Source organism: Paraburkholderia sp. ZP32-5, from assembly GCF_021390495.1.
In the GTDB taxonomy this organism is placed as follows: Bacteria; Pseudomonadota; Gammaproteobacteria; order Burkholderiales; family Burkholderiaceae; genus Paraburkholderia.
The window spans coordinates 449,250-466,049 of the sequence record NZ_JAJEJP010000002.1 but is presented as its reverse complement, the minus strand read 5'-3'; the positions used below and the strand labels follow the sequence as shown (position 1 = coordinate 466,049).

Annotated in this window: 12 protein-coding genes; 5 read left to right on the top strand and 7 right to left on the bottom strand. The window is 63.4% G+C overall.

Annotated elements, in window-relative coordinates; translation table 11 throughout:
* Positions 1 to 35 precede the first annotated feature (35 nt).
* Positions 36 to 7,067 (bottom strand): MBG domain-containing protein, encoded by a 7,032-nt coding sequence (locus L0U82_RS20945; RefSeq protein WP_233834120.1) that lies wholly within the window; start codon positions 7,065 to 7,067, stop codon positions 36 to 38.
* A gap of 528 nt (positions 7,068 to 7,595) precedes the next feature.
* Positions 7,596 to 7,781: a hypothetical protein gene (locus L0U82_RS20940; RefSeq protein WP_233834118.1), complete on the bottom strand. Its 186-nt coding sequence runs from the start codon at positions 7,779 to 7,781 to the stop codon at positions 7,596 to 7,598.
* 26 nt (positions 7,782 to 7,807) lie between these two features.
* On the opposite strand from L0U82_RS20940, the gene L0U82_RS20935 reads away from it, so the two are divergent.
* The 3 genes from L0U82_RS20935 (at position 7,808) to L0U82_RS20925 (ending at position 9,445) form a co-directional block, all read left to right on the top strand.
* Positions 7,808 to 8,278 carry a MarR family winged helix-turn-helix transcriptional regulator gene (locus L0U82_RS20935; RefSeq protein ID WP_233834116.1) on the top strand — a complete coding sequence of 157 codons (471 nt, stop codon included), beginning with the start codon at positions 7,808 to 7,810 and terminating at the stop codon, positions 8,276 to 8,278.
* 57 nt (positions 8,279 to 8,335) lie between these two features.
* Positions 8,336 to 8,752 carry a DUF1398 domain-containing protein gene (locus L0U82_RS20930; RefSeq protein ID WP_233834114.1) on the top strand — a complete coding sequence of 139 codons (417 nt, stop codon included), beginning with the start codon at positions 8,336 to 8,338 and terminating at the stop codon, positions 8,750 to 8,752.
* A 114-nt stretch (positions 8,753 to 8,866) separates the two neighbouring features.
* Positions 8,867 to 9,445: a hypothetical protein gene (locus L0U82_RS20925; RefSeq protein WP_233834112.1), complete on the top strand. Its 579-nt coding sequence runs from the start codon at positions 8,867 to 8,869 to the stop codon at positions 9,443 to 9,445.
* 99 nt (positions 9,446 to 9,544) lie between these two features.
* On the opposite strand, the gene L0U82_RS20920 is transcribed toward L0U82_RS20925, so the two are convergent.
* Positions 9,545 to 10,372 (bottom strand): alpha/beta hydrolase, encoded by an 828-nt coding sequence (locus L0U82_RS20920; RefSeq protein WP_233834110.1) that lies wholly within the window; start codon positions 10,370 to 10,372, stop codon positions 9,545 to 9,547.
* 492 nt (positions 10,373 to 10,864) lie between these two features.
* Here L0U82_RS20920 and L0U82_RS20915 point away from each other — a divergent pair, with 492 nt between their 5' ends.
* Positions 10,865 to 12,256: a TIGR00366 family protein gene (locus L0U82_RS20915; protein WP_233834109.1), complete on the top strand. Its 1,392-nt coding sequence runs from the start codon at positions 10,865 to 10,867 to the stop codon at positions 12,254 to 12,256.
* A gap of 118 nt (positions 12,257 to 12,374) precedes the next feature.
* Here L0U82_RS20915 and L0U82_RS20910 read toward each other — a convergent pair whose 3' ends face one another.
* Positions 12,375 to 12,797, bottom strand: a complete 423-nt coding sequence (locus L0U82_RS20910) for an NUDIX hydrolase (protein ID WP_233834107.1) — start codon at positions 12,795 to 12,797, stop codon at positions 12,375 to 12,377.
* Between the two features lie 105 nt (positions 12,798 to 12,902).
* Positions 12,903 to 13,538, bottom strand: coding sequence for a LysE family translocator (locus tag L0U82_RS20905; RefSeq protein WP_233834105.1), 636 nt, complete (start codon positions 13,536 to 13,538; stop codon positions 12,903 to 12,905).
* Positions 13,539 to 13,762: 224 nt separating this feature from the next.
* On the opposite strand from L0U82_RS20905, the gene L0U82_RS20900 reads away from it, so the two are divergent.
* Complete coding sequence (locus tag L0U82_RS20900; protein WP_233834103.1) at positions 13,763 to 14,206, top strand: PRC-barrel domain-containing protein; 444 nt, start codon at positions 13,763 to 13,765, stop codon at positions 14,204 to 14,206.
* Positions 14,207 to 14,291: 85 nt separating this feature from the next.
* On the opposite strand, the gene L0U82_RS20895 is transcribed toward L0U82_RS20900, so the two are convergent.
* Together L0U82_RS20895 and L0U82_RS20890 are read right to left on the bottom strand one after the other, a co-directional pair.
* Entirely contained in the window at positions 14,292 to 15,272 is a 981-nt protein-coding gene (locus tag L0U82_RS20895; RefSeq protein ID WP_233834101.1) for a substrate-binding domain-containing protein, read from the bottom strand.
* A gap of 97 nt (positions 15,273 to 15,369) precedes the next feature.
* Entirely contained in the window at positions 15,370 to 16,731 is a 1,362-nt protein-coding gene (locus tag L0U82_RS20890; RefSeq protein ID WP_233834099.1) for a leucine-rich repeat-containing protein kinase family protein, read from the bottom strand.
* Positions 16,732 to 16,800 lie beyond the last annotated feature (69 nt).

Genomic DNA, 16,800 nt, shown 5'->3' with positions numbered 1-16,800 from the left:
TGAGTCGCTGCCGTCGCTGTCCATGCGCCGTGGCGTCACGGCATGCGCACACCGCCGCTGACGACCTGCAGCGCCGGCGAGAACAGGTCCGCCGGCATGCCGGGCAGCGATCTGAAGGCGTGGCTGTCGTCCGGCGTGGCAGTCGCCGCGGACGCCTGCTCCACCGTCTGTTCCGCTGCCTCGCCAGCGTTGCCCTTCAAGGCGAACTGCTGGAGCGTGGCGACGGCGTTGGCGGCGCCGATGGGCAGACCGGCCGGCTTGACCGTCAGTGCATCGGTATTGCCGGCGGCCTCGGTGAAGACGTAGTTGCCGTCGTTGGCCACGAGGCCCGCGCCGTCGATCGCGTAGTGGCCCGGCTGACTGCTGCCGGTGGCCTGGGTCGTCCACTCCAGCGTCCCGGTGGTGGCGCTCGCGAGTGTGTCGCCATTGACGAAGCCGGTGACCGTGCCGCCCAGGTCCGCGGGAAGCTGGCCGGTGTGGGTGCTCGCCGGGTTCGCTGTGTAGGTCAGTGTGGCGGGGGTGATCGTGCCGGTCAGGGCGGTGGGTTCCAGCAGCGTGTAGTTGCCCGCGGCAGCTCCGCCTAACGTATCCGACGCAGTGACCGCGATGCCGGTGCCTGCATCACGCGATGCGAAGGCACCCGACTGGGCGAGCGTGACGTTATCCGCTCCGATGACGCCTGACAGCGTGCCGCCGGTCAGCGCTGCCGCTGTCGTGCCGTCGTAGGTCTTGCTGCTCACGCTCGTGCCCGTCACCGTCAGCGTGGCCGGCGTGATGCTCGCCGTGCCGCTGGCCGAGGTCGGCAGCACGTAGTTCGCGAGGTTCGTGCCGCCGCTGGCCATGAAGTCGCCACCGGCCAGCGTTGCCGTGACGGTGCCGGCGGTTGCCACGTCGGCGCTGTTGTACGCCCCCGAGGTCTGCGTCACCGTTGCGCCCTGTCCGCCGACGAATCCGCTGAGCACGTAGTTGCCCGAGCCGAGTGCCGCCGTCGTCGTGCCGTCGTAGGTCTTGCTGATCGTGCCGGTCAGCGTCGCGGTCAGCACGGCCGGGGCAATCGTCAGCGTGCCGCCCACATACGTGATGCTGTAATTGCCGTCCGACAGGCCGGACGCCGTGAGCGTGTAGCTGCGTGCGTTCGCCGCGCCCTGCGCCGTGCCGCCGTAGACCAGCGAGCCGCTCAGGCTCGACGCGGTGTCGCCATTGACGAAGCCGCTGTACGTGACACCGTTGCCGCCGCTGTAGGCGGTACCGTTATAGGTTGTGCTCGCGTTGCTGGCGGTGATCGTCAGCGGTGCGGGGGTGACCGTCAGCGCGCCGGGCTGATAGGTGATCGTGTAGTTCGGATCGATGGCGCCGCTGACGGTGGTGGCGTAGCTACCCACCGAGCTTGATGCGCTGGCTGTCGTCGATACGCCCGGTGCCGTCGTCAGGCTCGCTGCGGTATCGCCATTGACGAAGCCGCTGTAGCTCGCCGTGAAGGTCGGTACGGCGCTGCCGTACGTCATGGTGCCGCTACCGGCCGTGATCGTCAGCGGTGCCGGGTTGACCGTCAGCGTGCCGGATTGATAGGTGATCGTGTAGTTCGGGTCGAGGGCGCCGCTTGCCGTCGTAGCGTAGGTGCCCACCGAGCTTGATGCGGTGGCTGTTGTCGATACGCCCGGCGCTGTCGTCAGGCTCGCTGCCGAATCGCCATTGACGAAGCCGCTGTAGCTCGCGGTGAAGGTCGGCACGGCACTGCCATACGTCGAGGTGCCGCTGCTGGCCGTGATCGTCAGCGGTGCTGGCGTGACCGTCACCGCGCCCGACTGGTAGGTGATCGTGTAGTTCGGATCGATGGCGCCGCTGGCCGTCGTCGCGTAGCTACCCACCGAACTCGCCGAGGTGGCTGTTGTCGATAGGCCCGGCGCCGTCGTCAGGCTCGCCGCCGTATCGCCATTCACGAACCCGCTGTAGCTCGCCGTGACGGTCGGCACAGCGCTGCCGTACGTCATGGTGCCGCTACTGGCCGTGATCGTCAGCGGCGCCGGATTGACCGTCAGCGAGCCGGACTGGTAGGTGATCGTGTAGTTCGGATCGACAGCGCCGCTGGCCGTCGTGGCGTAGGTCCCCACCGGACTCGCCGACGTGGCGGTTGTCGACAGACCCGGCGCCGTCGTCAGGCTCGCTGCCGAATCGCCATTCACGAACCCGCTGTAGCTCGCGGTGATGGTTGGCACAGCGCTGCCGTACGTCATGGTGCCGCTGCTGGCCGTGATCGTCAGCGGTGCTGGGTTGATCGTCAGCGAGCCGGACTGATAGGTGATCGTGTAGTTCGGATCGATGGCGCCGCTGGCCGTCGTGGCGTAGGCCCCCACCGAACTCGCCGAAGTGGCGGCCGTCGATACGCCCGGCGCCGTCGTCAGACTCGCTGCCGAATCGCCATTGACGAACCCGCTGTAGCTCGCCGTGAAGGTCGGCACGGCACTGCCATACGTCATGGTGCCGCTACTGGCCGTGATCGTCAGCGGCGCCGAGGTGATCGCCACCGTGCCGGACTGATAGGTAATCGTGTAGTTCGGGTCGATGGCGCCGCTGGCCGTCGTGGCGTAGCTGCCAACCGAACTTGATGCAGTGGCTGTTGTCGATACGCCTGGCGCAGTCGTCAGGCTCGCTGACGTATCGCCATTCACGAACCCGCTGTAGCTTGCCGTGACAGTCGGCACGGCACCGCCATACGTCATGGTGTCGCTACTGGCCGTGATCGTCAGCGGTGCCGGCGTGATCGCGTCCGCCCCTTCATAGGCTATCTGATACCCACTCGCTGTCGCACCGGCACCGCCCAGATTGCCGGTGCCGACATTACTGGACAAGCCGAGCCACATCAGACTGCCGGTGCCGACAACGCTGCTCGCGTCGTTGCCGTTCTGGTCGGCGATGCTGGAAATGGCGGCTGTTGCGCTCGCCGCACCGTAGATTTGCGTACCCGAGGCCGTGATCACGATGTAGGGCAGCGATGCCAGCACCGGATACGGATAACCGGGCACCCAGGTGGCCGCGTCCCAACCGCTCGCACCCGTAGCGATCGGGCCGTCTGTCATCCATTGCGTGGTGGTAAGGCCCGTGCCGCCTGACGTTCCGCCGCCAACTCCGACGTTTTGACCAGTGCTCGTGATGTCCCAGTAGCTGCTGCTAATCGCGCCGTTGTTCACGCCCACCAGGCCGCCGACATCTGACGAGACACCCGAGGCCGCCCCCGTTGCATAGGCGTTGCTGATCGTGCCGTTGTTCCAGCCCACCAGGCCACCGACGGATGAAGCCTGCCGGCCCGAGACCAACCCCGTCGCGTAGGCATTGCTGATCGAGCCATTGTTCTCGCCCACCAGACCGCCGGCCCCTGACGAGATACCACCCGAGACCGCCCCTGTCGCGTAGGCGTTGCTGATCGTGCCGCCGCCGTTGTTCATGCCCACCACGCCGCCGACATCTGACGAGATCCCACCCGAGACCGCCCCTGCCGTGTAGGCGTTGCTGATCGTGCCGCTGCCGCCGTTCACCCCCACCAGGCCACCGACCTCCGTAAACGAAGCCCCCGAGACCGCCCCCGTCATGTAGGCGTTGCTGATCGAGCCATTGTTCTCGCCCGCGAGGCCGCCGATGTCTGCGTTCGCAGCGCTGCCAGCCACACTGCCGCCTGCCAGCCCGACATTGCGTACGATGCCGCCGCTGCCGATCTCACCGAACAGGCCGACGAACTGATCACTGCTGTCGTTAATCGTGAGATTGCCAATCGTGAAGCCGAGTCCGTCAAATACGCCCGTGAAAGAGGTGGTGCCATTGCCCAGCGGTGCAAATCCGGCGCCACCGTTCCAGCCGCTCGTTGCGCCTGCGTCGATTGCATTGCCGAGCACGTAATACCCGGCAAGATTGCCCTGTATGCCCTGCAGTTGCGCGGCGTTCTGGATAACCGTGTAGAGCGTAGCGGTCGTATCGTTGACGGTGAACACCTGGTTGCCCGCGAGGCCGAGCAGGTACGGTGTCGTCTGGTTGTTTGCGTTGCCCCATATCGATGAGGAAAAGCCGGTTGGCAGTGCCGCCTCGAGGTCCGCGGTAGTCAGGCCTGTCGCGCCAGACAACGGCACGACGTCTCCGCTGCCATTGCTCTGACCGGTGGTCGTGATGTCCCAGTAGCTGTTGCTGACCGGGCCGCCGTTCGAGCCAACCAAGCCACCGACGAGTGAACCAAACCCGCCCGAGACCGCCCCCGTCGCGTAGGCGTTGCTGATCGTGCCGCCGCCGTTGTTCATGCCCACCAGGCCACCGAGAGTTGAGAAGAAATCACCCGAGACCGCCCCCGTCGCGTAGGCGTTGTTGATCGTGCCGTTGTTCACGCCCACCAGGCCACCGACATAGACAGACGAAGGCCCCGAGACCGCCCCCGTCGCGTAGGCGTTACTGATCGTGCCATCGCCGTAGTTCGCGCCCACCAGACCACCGCCCAGTGCATACGATGCTACCGAGACCGCCCCCGTCGCGTAGGCGTTGCTGATCGTGCTGTCGTTGTTGCCCACCAGACCGCCGGCGAAGTTCGCCCCAGCCGAGACTGCCCCTGTCGCGTAGGCGTTGCTGATCGTGCCGCCGCTGTAGTTCTGGCCCACCAGGCCGCCGACGCCGGAGGACTGCCCCGACTCCGAGACCGCCCCGGTCGCGTAGGCGTTGCTGATCGTGCCGAAGTTCACGCCCACCAGGCCGCCGACGCCCCAGAGTCCACCCGACTCCGAGACCGCCCCCGTCGCGTAGACGTCGCTGATCGTGCTGTCGTTCCTGCCCACCAGACCACCGGCGCTGTACGTCCCAGCCGAGACTGCCCCCGTCGCGTAGGCATTGCTGATCGTGCCGCCGTTCTCGCCCGCCAGGCCGCCGACGTTCATCCCACCCGAGACCGCCCCCGTCGCGTAGACGTTGCTGATCGTGCCGCCGTTCTCGCCCACCAGACCACCGGTGTCTCCTCCCCCACCCGAGACCACCCCGGTCGCGTAGGCGTTGCTGATCGTGCCGTCGTTCGCGCCGACCAGACCACCGGTGTCAGAACCATCCGAGACTGCCCCGCTCGCGTGGGCGTTGCTGATCGTGCCGATGCTCCAACCCACCAGACCACCGTCGATAGAACCACCCGAGACCACCCCGGTCGCGTAGGCGTTGCTGATCGTGCCGAAGTTCACGCCCGCCAGGCCGCCGATGTACGCCCCATCGGAGACCGCCTCCGTCGCGTAGGCATTGCTGATCGTGCCGTAGTTCCAGCCCGCCAGGGCGCCGACGAATGAGTTACCAGCGCTGCCGGCCACACGGCCGCCTACCAGCCCGACGTTGCGTACGACGCCGCCAATCTCACCGTTCTGACCGATCTGACCGAACAGGCCGACGTACGGGTCGCCGCTGTTGATCGTAAGATTGCTGATCGTATTTCCGAGCCCGTCGAACACGCCCATGAAAGTCCCGATCGGCGTGAAGTTCGCAATACTGCTCAAATCGACATTGCTCGCCAGCGCGTAGTACCCGGTCGACCCCACGGCCTGCAACGCCGCGGCCGCGCTCGACTGCCCGTTCAGGTAATTGCCGCCGATCAGCGTGTACGTATTGCCGTTGATCATCAGCGTCTGATCCGTGCCGGTAAACTGCACTCGGCCCGTGAAGCCGTTGCCGTCCATCCCGACATTCAGCGTGCCGCCAGCCACGGCCGCATCCGAACCGTTAGCCGTCGCCGTGTTGATGACGAGCCCGCCGGAGCCACTCGCCGTCATCGTCGCATTGACGTTGACGTTGTTCGCGGCCGTCAGCGTCAGCGTATTCGCCGACCAGCTCACGTTGTCGTCGACGTTGATATTGCCGCTGCCCGCCGTCCTGCCCGTGCTCGATTCAATCGTGAAGCCACCATTTGTCGCGATGAGGCTGGACAGTTCCGCTCCGCTCATGTCGCCGCCGTTCGCCGCGACCGTGAAATCGTTCGGGTCGATCAGCCATGTTCCGGCCAGGCCCAACGACGCCAGCGTGGTTCCCTTCGTGCCATCCGCCACGTGCACCGTGCCACCGCTCGTTTCGATCGCGCCGCCGTTGCCGCCATGGGGCGCACTCGCGTCGAGCGTGCCGCCCACGCTCGTCGTGCCGGCCTCCATCCCCGCGAGCAACGTGATCGTGCCGCTCCGGTTCTGCACCGTTTGCGCGCTGATCTTCCCCGTGTTGTTCACCACGCTCGCAAGCAGGCTGTCCTTGGCGCCCGCCGTCATCCACACGTGCCCGCCGTCGGCCTCGATCAATTCGCCGTTTTTCACGAGGTTGTTCAACGTGCTCTGATCGACCAGCACGTTCACCAGCCGGTTCGAATCGAAGCTCAGCGTCACGGCGCTGCCGCCCGCGAGCGCCACGCTGCCCAGTTGCGCGCCGATCGTGCCGACGTTCATCACGCGATTGCCCACCAGCGCCACATAACCGCCCGGTGCCGCCGTGATCGTCCCGCGATTGATGACGCTGCCCGTGCCGCTGCCGCTGAACGTCAGCGAGCCGCTGCCGATGCTGTCGTCGGATACATCGAGCGTCGAAGCCACCAGGCCGCCGACGTTGACCTGCGCGCCCTTGCCGAACAGCACGCCGTTCGGGTTGATCAGGAACACCTGGCCGTTCGCGTTCAGATGCCCGAGGATCACGCTGCCGTTGCTGCCGCCGATGCGGTTCACCGCCACCGCCTGCGCGTTCGGCTGCACGAAGTTGACCGTCGCCTGCGAGCCGATGTTGAAGCTCTGCCAGCCAAGCGAAGCATTCTGGCTCGTCTGGTTCACGGTCAGGCTCGAACCGCTGCGGCTGATGCCGGCCGCGCCGGATGTGACGGTCCCGCCCGTGGGCAGAGCCGTCGCGCCGATGCCGGCGGCCCACGCGGGCAACGCAACGCCTAGCGGGAACAAGGCCACGACCATGGCACGAGTCCGGCGCGCGGCCTTGCTACGGCCGCTCTTGCCCCCCGAGGCACGAGCCAGTTCCGATACGGCCTGCCAGATCCCCTGACTGGCATTCCAGACGACACGGTATGCGTGATTCATTGCGTTGTGGCCTTGATTGACTTCTGGTGGCTTTTATCTTTGCGACTGCACTGCAGTTTCAACAGACTGCCGGTGCGCTGGGTGCGGTTGTCACGGCAGGTGTATGCGCAATAACGACGGCCGCCGCACGCAGACGTATAGGAATTCTTGTTCGTTGCCTGGCGGGTGTCTGGTCGATGCGCTCGCGAGCGCGCGTTGATCGTTGATGTCCGTCAGCGCTGCGAGGTTTGTCCCGCTCTTATCGATCGCCGCCGTCCCGGGTACGCCGTTCCGGGCTGCGACAGAACCGGCGTCAGCGCGCGGGCGAACGCGGCTGGCGCAATCGGTCGTTCGAAGTTGTTCGTTTCGTATGAAGGAATGGGGCGGATTATATTGATCCAGGCCGAGGCCCGATGTAGCACAAATGCGCTACATCGAAGGTCGCACACGCAGCCATAGAATGATGGCCCTCCGGTCCGCAGGACCGTCCCGAGTTCGGCATCGCTGGACGTCGCCGTCGACGGGCCGCCTGTACCCGCGCCTCAGGGCTCACACTGCCGGTCGGCAGTTCCAATCATCGCCCGCCAGATTCTTGCCCGCTTCAGCCAACGCAGGACCGGCATGCTCTTTCGAATCGGCGCGAGGTAGAGACAAGATCACATCAAGGTCGACCACACTCGGCACACCCCCGATTTCCTTGACAATAGTTTCCACGGAAACAATAATGGTTTCCATGGAAATTACTTGCAAGGAAATATCCCGTGGACAATGCGACTTCGGTACAACCGGCACCCGTTCTCGAAACGCATTTGGGCTACTGGTTAAGACTCGTTTCTAACCACATTTCCGGCGAGTTCGCCCGCGCGCTGCAGGAGCAAGGCCTGTCGGTCGCCGAGTGGGTCGCACTGAATCAGATCGGGAGGGGGACGGCCTTGACTCCCGCCAATCTCGCCGACGCCATGGGCATGACTCGCGGGGCCATTTCAAAAGTGCTGGACAAATTGCAACTCAAGGGATGGATTTCCCGCGCGACGAGTCCAGAAGACAGCCGCGTTCAGCTACTTGCGCCGACTCGACAGGGCAAACGCGCTTTGCCCGAACTAACAACCATTGCCGACGGCAACGATGAGCATTTTTTCGGTGCGCTGAGTGCTACCGAACGAGCCACGCTTCGAAAGTTACTGAAGAAGCTGGCCGATATTCATCAAATGCACAACATACCCGCGGAGTGACACGCGACGTCTGCCGCGCGTTCCGGCCGCAGCGTTCCGATAATGAGGAGAGTAGCAATGAGCAAGGCGATTGAGAATCTGAAGGCCGCGCAGCAACGTGCGATGTCCGGTCGACCGAAAGTGGGCGGCTTTCCGTTCCTGGCCGACACCCTTCGGCGCGCAGGGGTAACGCGAAATGTGTGGTTCCTGCCTGCATGCGAGAGTCTGTACCTGACGGAAGACGGGCCGGTCGTCGTGCAGGGCACGCCGCTGGTGTCGGGCGCCGCCGACGTGCCGCCATTCGACCAGCAGGCACTCGTGAAAGCGCTGCGGATAGATCAGGCAGGGGAGAGCTCATTTCCGGAATTTCTGGAGGCTTCGTGGCGCGCGGGCGTCGTCCGCTATGACGTCGACCTTCTCAATCGCACCGTTACGTACTACGGCTGTCACGATGAAGAATACGTCGAGCAGTATCCCGCTGCGGAAGGCCAATAGCCGTGGAGACTGGTTGACCAGGCGGAGCATCGATATCAACATCTTTTCCACTGGAAATATTCAGGTTCGACGACGTGAACATGCCTGCCCATTCGCGTGAACTCACACTGACGCGTGGATGACCTGGACACTCTGGAGTTCGAGATGAATCTTCTTCTGGCGTTTGCCCCTTTTGTCGCGTTCGTCGTGGTCGAACATCTGGTCAGTGTGCCGGCGGGACTTGCAGCCGGCGCGATCCTGGCCGCCGCTCTTGTGGTGCGAGATCTGGTGACGCCGGGCCGCCACGTCAAGCTGCTGGAGATCGGCACGGTCCTGCTGTTTGGTGCACTTACGGTCTATGCGTTCACGAACGATGTGCAATGGTCAACCGCGGCGGTGCGGCTGCGCGTCGATGCGGGACTGATGCTGATCGTGCTGGCATCGATCGCCGTACGGAAGCCGTTCACACTTCAGTATGCCCGCGAGACCGTCGGCCGCGAGCATTGGGACAGCCCGGACTTCGTGGCGATCAACTATGTGATCAGTGCCGCGTGGGCCATCGCGTTCGGTGCGCTCGTGCTCGCCGATATCGTGATGGCTTACGTGCCGGCGGTGCCACATTCGATGGGAGTCATCGCGACGGTAGTGGCACTCGTCGCGGCGGTGAAGTTTACGCGCTGGTATCCCGAACAGCGCGCAGCAACACGAACATGACCTGATGACTTGATGAGCCGAGGCCAGCACGTCGACCGCCGGTAGCTTGAATTGCCGCAACGGGTCAGGTCGTTGATTTGCCGGATGCCCCAGTCTCACTCATTGCGTTTCGCTGCGTTCCAGCGCGCTCATCAGCACACCGTCCGCTCGCGCGAGATCGTCGAGCACCGAAAAATGCGTGCAGCCGGCCATATGCAATCGCTGGACCTTCTGCCCCGCCGCCTCGCACGCCGCCGCATAGTCGTCCGATTGACGCACGAGTTCGGACAATTCCTCAGCCCCAACCGCGACGATAGTCGGCACACCGGCGCCGACGTGATGAATCGGACTGTACGCGGCGATTTCCTCATTGCTCAGTTGCAGCTTGTCGTTGAGCCACGACAGGCTGATCGGTTCGAGATCGACCAGCGCACTGATCGCAAGCGCACGCGTGACGAGCGGATGCGCGCGATACATCGCGGTCAGATGGCCACCCGCTGAATGACCGCTCAGGCAGACCGGCCGGCTCGCGATGCCAAACCCGTCAGGATCCGCTTGCAGATGATCGAGCAAACGGCCGATTTCGCCGACGATCTGCGTCATCGATGCGTGCGGCGCGAGCGTGTATTCGGCCAGCACGACATTGAAGCCTCTGGCGAGCGGGCCGTCCGCGATGAACGCGAAATCCTCTTTCACACAGTTCTGCCAGTAGCCGCCGTGAATGAAGATAAACGTGGGCGCGTCGGCTTTGCCGCAGGAAAGCCAGTCGAAGCATTCGCGCGGGCGCTCGCCATAACGCAAATTGCGGCGTCCCGGCACGCGCTCATAAAGCTTCGCGCTACGCGCCTGGAAATCGCTCAGGACTTCCGGAAAGTTCGGAATGGCCTTGGTGTTGTTGTAGGCGACATCGAGTGTCGGTCGATCCATCCCGCGATAAACAGTCGTCATAGCCTCAAGGCCTCACTCGGAAAATTGCTTGATCCAGATACCAACGCGGATGCGTCGCTTTCAATTGGCATTCATCTCGCGCGCAGTGTGCCATATGAGCGCCGACGCACGATATGAAGCGCGCCGCGCAACGCGCAGGCCGGGCTCTTTTCTTGACATCCCGCGCACGCGAGACGAATAATGACACGTTCGTTTACCGAAACACCGTTCATTGTAAGAACATTGAAAACGGACCAGAAGTCTTTCACCGCGCACAGCACGAGGTTGAGACTCACTGCGTTGAAATCCCGATAGCCCCCGCCCACGCTCGGGCATTCACGAGAAGCTGATCCCTCTCATCAAGGCCAGTTCATGAAGGCCGGCTCATGAAAGCCCGTTAACGCAAGCGTGCCAGCGATACGCGCGCCTATCCCGTGCAAGCGGATCCGCCGCCCCGTTCCTGTTCGCGCCACGCTGCAAATGGCCGCGCACTACTCAAAGTCACACACATCCATGAAACGAGACAACACCCCTAACGCCGCTGCCCAGCCTGCCGCTTCGCGCGGCATCGTCGGCGGCCTGGTTTATGTTTTCGAGCAGGTCATGCCCGACCCGTTCGTGCTGTCGATCTGCCTGACGTTCTTCGTCGCCGTGCTCGCGCTATTGATCGCGCCGAGCGGCACGCTGCCGACGCTGCTCGATTCCTGGTACACCGGCACGTTCGGCATTCTCGGCTTCGCGCTGCAGATGATCCTGATCCTCTGCACCGGCTATGCAATCGCCGAAGCACCGATCGTGCAGCGCGGCTTGCGCGCGCTCGCGGCCAACGCCCACACGCCGACGCGCGCCGCTCTGCTCGTGTTTCCGGTCGTCGCGGTCGCGGCGTGGTTGAACTGGGGCCTTGGGCTGATCGTCGGTGCGTTGCTGTCGCGAGAAATCGCGCGGCGCGTCGATGTCGATTTCGCGTGGCTCGTCGCCGGCAGTTACTCGGCCTGGTCGATCTGCAATAGCGGCCTGTCCAGTTCGATTGCGCTGTCGCAGGCATCGCACGGCAATGCGCTGAATCTCGTCGAGAAAGCGACCGGCCACGTCGTGCCACTCAGCGAGACGATCTTCGCGCCATTCGTTTTCATTCCGACGGTACTGGTCGTGGTCGTGATGACGGCGATCTTCATCAAGATGCATCCGAAGCCGGAGAACGTAGTGGCGTTTCGTCAAAGCGGCGAGAACGCAGACGATGCACCCAGCGACGATCCGCACGCCCGCGCGAGCGATGCGTCATCGCTTGCGGCGCGCCTCGAACGGTCTGTGCTCGGCACGCTGTTGCTGCTCGCGCTCGGCATCGGGTATCTGGCGATGACATGGCACAAGGAAGGCTTCGATCTCGACATCAACAACACGATCCTGATCTTTCTGCTGATCGGCCTCGCGTTGCAGCGCACGCCGATCGCGTACGCGAATTCGATCCGTCGCGCCGCGCGTCAGACGGGTTCGATGCTGCTGCAATATCCGATGTACGGCGGGATCATGGGCATCATGAAAGGCACGGGTCTCGCGTCGATGATCGCGAAGGCGTTCGTGACGATTGCGTCGCCGCTCACGCTGCCGTTGTGGAGTTATCTGAGTTCGCTGATCATCACGCTGCTGGTGCCGAGCGCCGGCGGTCACTGGGCAGTGCAAGGCCCGTTCGTGCTGCCCGCCGCGATCAGCCTGCACGCGTCGGTGCCTCGTACCGCGATGGGCGTCGCGATGGCGGAGAACGTGTCGAACATGCTGCAGCCGTTCTGGGCCGTGCCGATCGTCGCGATCGCGGGTATCCGGATTCAGCGTGTGATGGGTTACACGGCAGTGACGTTCGCGGTGTCGCTCGTGATTTACGCGGTCGCGTTGTGGCTCGTGCCTTGAGTACGTTTGCGGCGTAGGGAAGAAAGATCGACGCGGATTTCAATGAAGGCCAGGCGGGTGTCGAATGCGCGAAGCGATGTGACTTTCACGACGCAGCGCTTCGCCCAGAAATCAGCACCTATGGCTTGAAATCGGCCAGCATCACACCATCGCGAATATGCGCGAGCGCAGCCTCCACATAATCGACGATCGGCGTGGGCGGATTGTCCGGTTTCGCCCAGACGAAATCCGAGCACTTGTGCGGCTCCATGTTGGCAAGCACGCCTTCCCACGAATGGCAGGCCAGAAAGAAACTGATGCGGTTCTGATCCGAATCGCGTCGCATCACGAGTTTGAAATCGAGTGTGCCGGGTGCAATCGTCACGCCGGCCTCTTCCTTCGATTCGCGGATCGCGCACTCTTCTATCGATTCGCCCGGTTCGAGATGGCCGGCAACCAGCGCGTATTGACCGTCCCTGAAGCCGGTGTTGGCCCGCTGGACAAAAAGGCACTCTCCCCGCTCATTCAGGAACAGGACGTTCACGTCAACAACGCTTTGCATTCGGCTCATTTTTAAGCAGGCATGCTGGGTGAACCGCGAGTGTAGCCCGAGCCAATGCGTGCGAGCGGATGTCGACTCAATCGACACCCACTCATTGCACTACCACTACGCTTGCCGCGCCGCCAGCAGCTTGATGCCGAGCGCAACGAAGATCAATCCGCTGCCACGCTTGATCGCGCCGAGCCACCGGTTTGCGCCGAGCCGATTATGAATGCCGCGCACGCCGAGCGAATAGATCGTATGCACGATGGCGACGATGATCGCCACCGTCAGATACATCACGAAGAACTGTTCCGGCAAGCCGCGATCATGCGCGATGAACTGCGGCATAAACGCCGATAGAAAAATCAGCGTCTTTGGATTGCTTCCCGACACCAGCAAGGCTTCACGGAATACCTTCGTCCGATCCCATTCGTGAGCGCCCGATGCGGCCACCGACGCCCGCGCATCCCCAGGCTTGCCACCTCGCAATTGCTTGACGCCGAGAAACATCAGATAAGCCGCGCCGATTAGCTTCATTGCGACGAACAGCGGCGGCAGCGCCGCAAGCGCCGCACCGACACCGAGCGCCACGAGCACGACGACAAGCAGTTGCGCGAGCAGATTACCGGCGATCGTCGCCGCGGTGCCGCGGCTTCCATATCGAACCGAGTTGCGAATCACGAGCAGAACATTCGGCCCCGGTGAAATCGTGGTGAGCAGATAAGCCGCGGCAAAAAGCAGCCAGGTGTGCAATGACATGACAAGCCCCGTGGTTCGTATTGAATGTTTTTCGACAATGCTAACGATGATGCCATGGAAAAAAACCACGTAGTCGCCAGAACGGCGATCGCTGTAAAGCTATCGGTGGTTTTCACAAAGTCCATCCGCGCACGTTCATACCGAAGCGAGCGCCGGGCACGCCACCTGCTACCGCCTTCGACACCTACAGATGTGTTTTCGACAGGCAATCAGGGAGCCCAACAATGAAAGCGAAAAAAATCACAAGCGCGATGATCTGCGCGGCCACGCTCACGGCGCTCAGCGCTTCGCCGGTCGCGCTTGCCCAGGTCGCGGGGCTGCAACCGCTCGGCGGCACCGTCGAACAGACCAACGCGCTGCTCAGGGGCTGGAGCGTGCGGCGCGCGCTCGTCGACGAACCGGTCTACAACGACTTGAACGACAAGATCGGCAGCATCTATGACGTGATCATCGCGCCGGATCGCAAGGCAACGTACGCGGTGGTATCGGTGGGCGGCTTTCTCGGCATGGGCAAGCACTATGTCGCGATTCCGGTCGACCATTTCCAGATTCGCGACGGCAACCTGTTCCTCGCGGGCGCGACGAAAGACGCGCTGAAGTCGGTGCCCGAGTTCGAGTACAACAAATTGGAGAAGGCGACGAAGCCGCACAAGGTGGCGGTTGAATGATGTAGAAGCAAAGTGCCGGGACGGGAAGCGCGCATCGTCGTCGTGATGCGCGCTTCGCTTCAATGTTCCGCCTCAACGCTTCACTTCAACGCTTCGCGCCAGTCACCAGTTGCAGCGGCGTCTCGATCACCTTCGACAATTCCTGCTGCTTGCGCTGCTCGGTCACCGCCTTCAACGCAACGTCGATACCGAACACCGCCTGCCGGTCGGGGAACTGATTCATCGTTGCCAGCACGCTGCCGTCGGCAAGCAGCGGCTTGATCGCGTCGATCGCGTTGTAGCCGGTCACGTACACACTGCCGCCTTTGCCCGCGTCGCGGATTGCATCGACCGCGCCCATCGCCATGTTGTCGTTGCCGCATAGCAGCGCGCGCACTTTGGGATGGTCGGCGAGCATTTTCGCGGCGGCGTCGCGGCCCTTGCCGTAATCCCAGTTGCCCGACGCGACCGCGACGACCTGCACGTTCACCGCTTCCATCGCGTCGCGGCTGCCGGCCGTGCGCTCCTGCGCATTACCGCTTGCCGAATTACCTTCGATGATCCCCACCTGATCGCCGGGCTTCAGCCGCGCGGCCAGATAATCGCCGACCTGCCTCGCCCCCTTGCGATTGTTCGGTCCGACGAACGGCACCGAAATGCCGGCGGCGTCCTGCGCCGCCGCGTCGAGCGGACTGTCGATCGCGATCATGATGATGCCGGCCTTGATACCTCGCGCGATGACCGGTATCAGCGCCTTCGAATCGGTCGGCGCGATCACGATGGCATTCATCTTCGCCTTGATCATCTCGTCGACCATGCGAATCTGCGTGGCGGTGTCGGTCTGCTTGGTCGTGATGCGAGTCGTCAGGCTGAATTGCGACGCGAAGTGCTGCTGGTAATTGCGAGCGGCATCGAGCATCGAAACCGTGAACGGATCGGTGGTCGCCTTCAGCACGAGCGCGATTTTCAACTGCGTGCCGGGCAGCACTTCGGCTTGCGTGTTGCCCGTGAACAGCGAAAGACCGGCAAGACCCGTGGCGCTCAATGCACTCGCGAACAGCACGCGGCGGCGCAGGTTCCGCGTCATGGGCGACCTCCTACGCTCACGGGCTGCTCGAACGCAACGCCGTGCGCCACCGCGAATCGCCCGGACTGCGCCCGGTCACAGGAAAAATGTTGCACGCTCATCGTTGCTCCTTCCACACCGCGAGGCTGGCCGCGATTTCGTCGAATAGCGGCCGGTTATCGATTGCTTCGCTCAGGCAACGCGCTTTCAACGCGACGAGTCCGGCGGCGATTTGCGATTTCGTATCGGGCGTATCGGGCGTATCGAGCGCATCGCAACGCTCGAGCAGTTCTTCGAGCAGACAGCCATATGCCCTTACTTCGAGCCGCTGCAACGCGGCGCCAAGTTCGCGATCGCCAGCATCATAAAACGACGCGGCGCCGAAATCGCCGAGCAGCGCCTGGCCCGCGCCGCCGTGCAGGATATTGTGCGCATACAGATCGCCATGCATGACACCGCGCCGATGCAAATGGCTCGCGACGTTCGCGATACCGCTCGCTATTGCCAGCACGGTGGCGAGATCGAAACGCAAACCGTCGCTGTAGATATCGCGTGTACATGATGCGAGACTAGGCGGACCGGCGAGATTACCGAAACGCGGATCGATCAGCTCCATCACCAACCCATGCGTGCCCGCCGGATGATCGATCACCTTGCCCAGCACGGGGATCAGGTTCGCATGGTCGCCGCCGCGAATGCAAGCGGCCATTTCGCAGTCGGGCAGACCGTCGCTGGTCACCGCGCCCTTGAACAGCTTGACGGCCACCGCGCGTTCGTCGCCGCCGTTGCAATCGTCACGCAGCATCGCGCGATAGATCACACCCGACGCGCCTTCGCCCAACGGTTGTTCGAGCTTCAGCGCGTCCCAGCCGATCGCGCGAATCGGCGTATCGCTCAACGCGGCGGCTTCCAGCGCGGCGCCGAATGGATTGCCCGCATACGCGAGCCATGTGAGGCGCGGCAGACGCAGCAGCCAGCGCGGCAGCGCATCGAAACGGTTCGCCGCGAGCCGCAGCAGTTCGAGCCGCGTGCAGGCAGCCAACTCCTCGGGCAACGCGGCGAGCCGGTTGCCGGCCAGCATCAGCTTCTGCAGTTGCGTGCAACGCCCCAGCTCGGCGGGCATGCGTTCGACTTCATTGTCGGTCAGGATCAGCCAGCGTAATGACGGCGGCAACGCGGCAGCCGGCACTTCGCGAATGCGATTCGCCTTGAAGCCGATCATGCTCAATTGCGCGCAGTCGCCGAGCACTTCGGGCAGTTCGGTGAACGGGTTGTTCGACGCGAACAGGATGCGCAGTTTGCGCAGGCGTGGCAGATCGTCGGGCAACGTCGATAGCGCGTTGTTAGACAGGTCGAGCACTTCGAGCGTATCGGCGAGACCGAAGACCTCGCGTGGAAGCTCTTTCAATCCGCACGCCAGCTTGAGCTCGCGCGCGCCGGCCAGTTGGCCGGCGCGAAGTTGTTCTAAAGTCGTAGTCACAGTCGTGGAGAGAGGTTCGGGCAGCGTCGTGCGTGATACCGAAGCTATCGATTCTACTGAGTCGCGCAC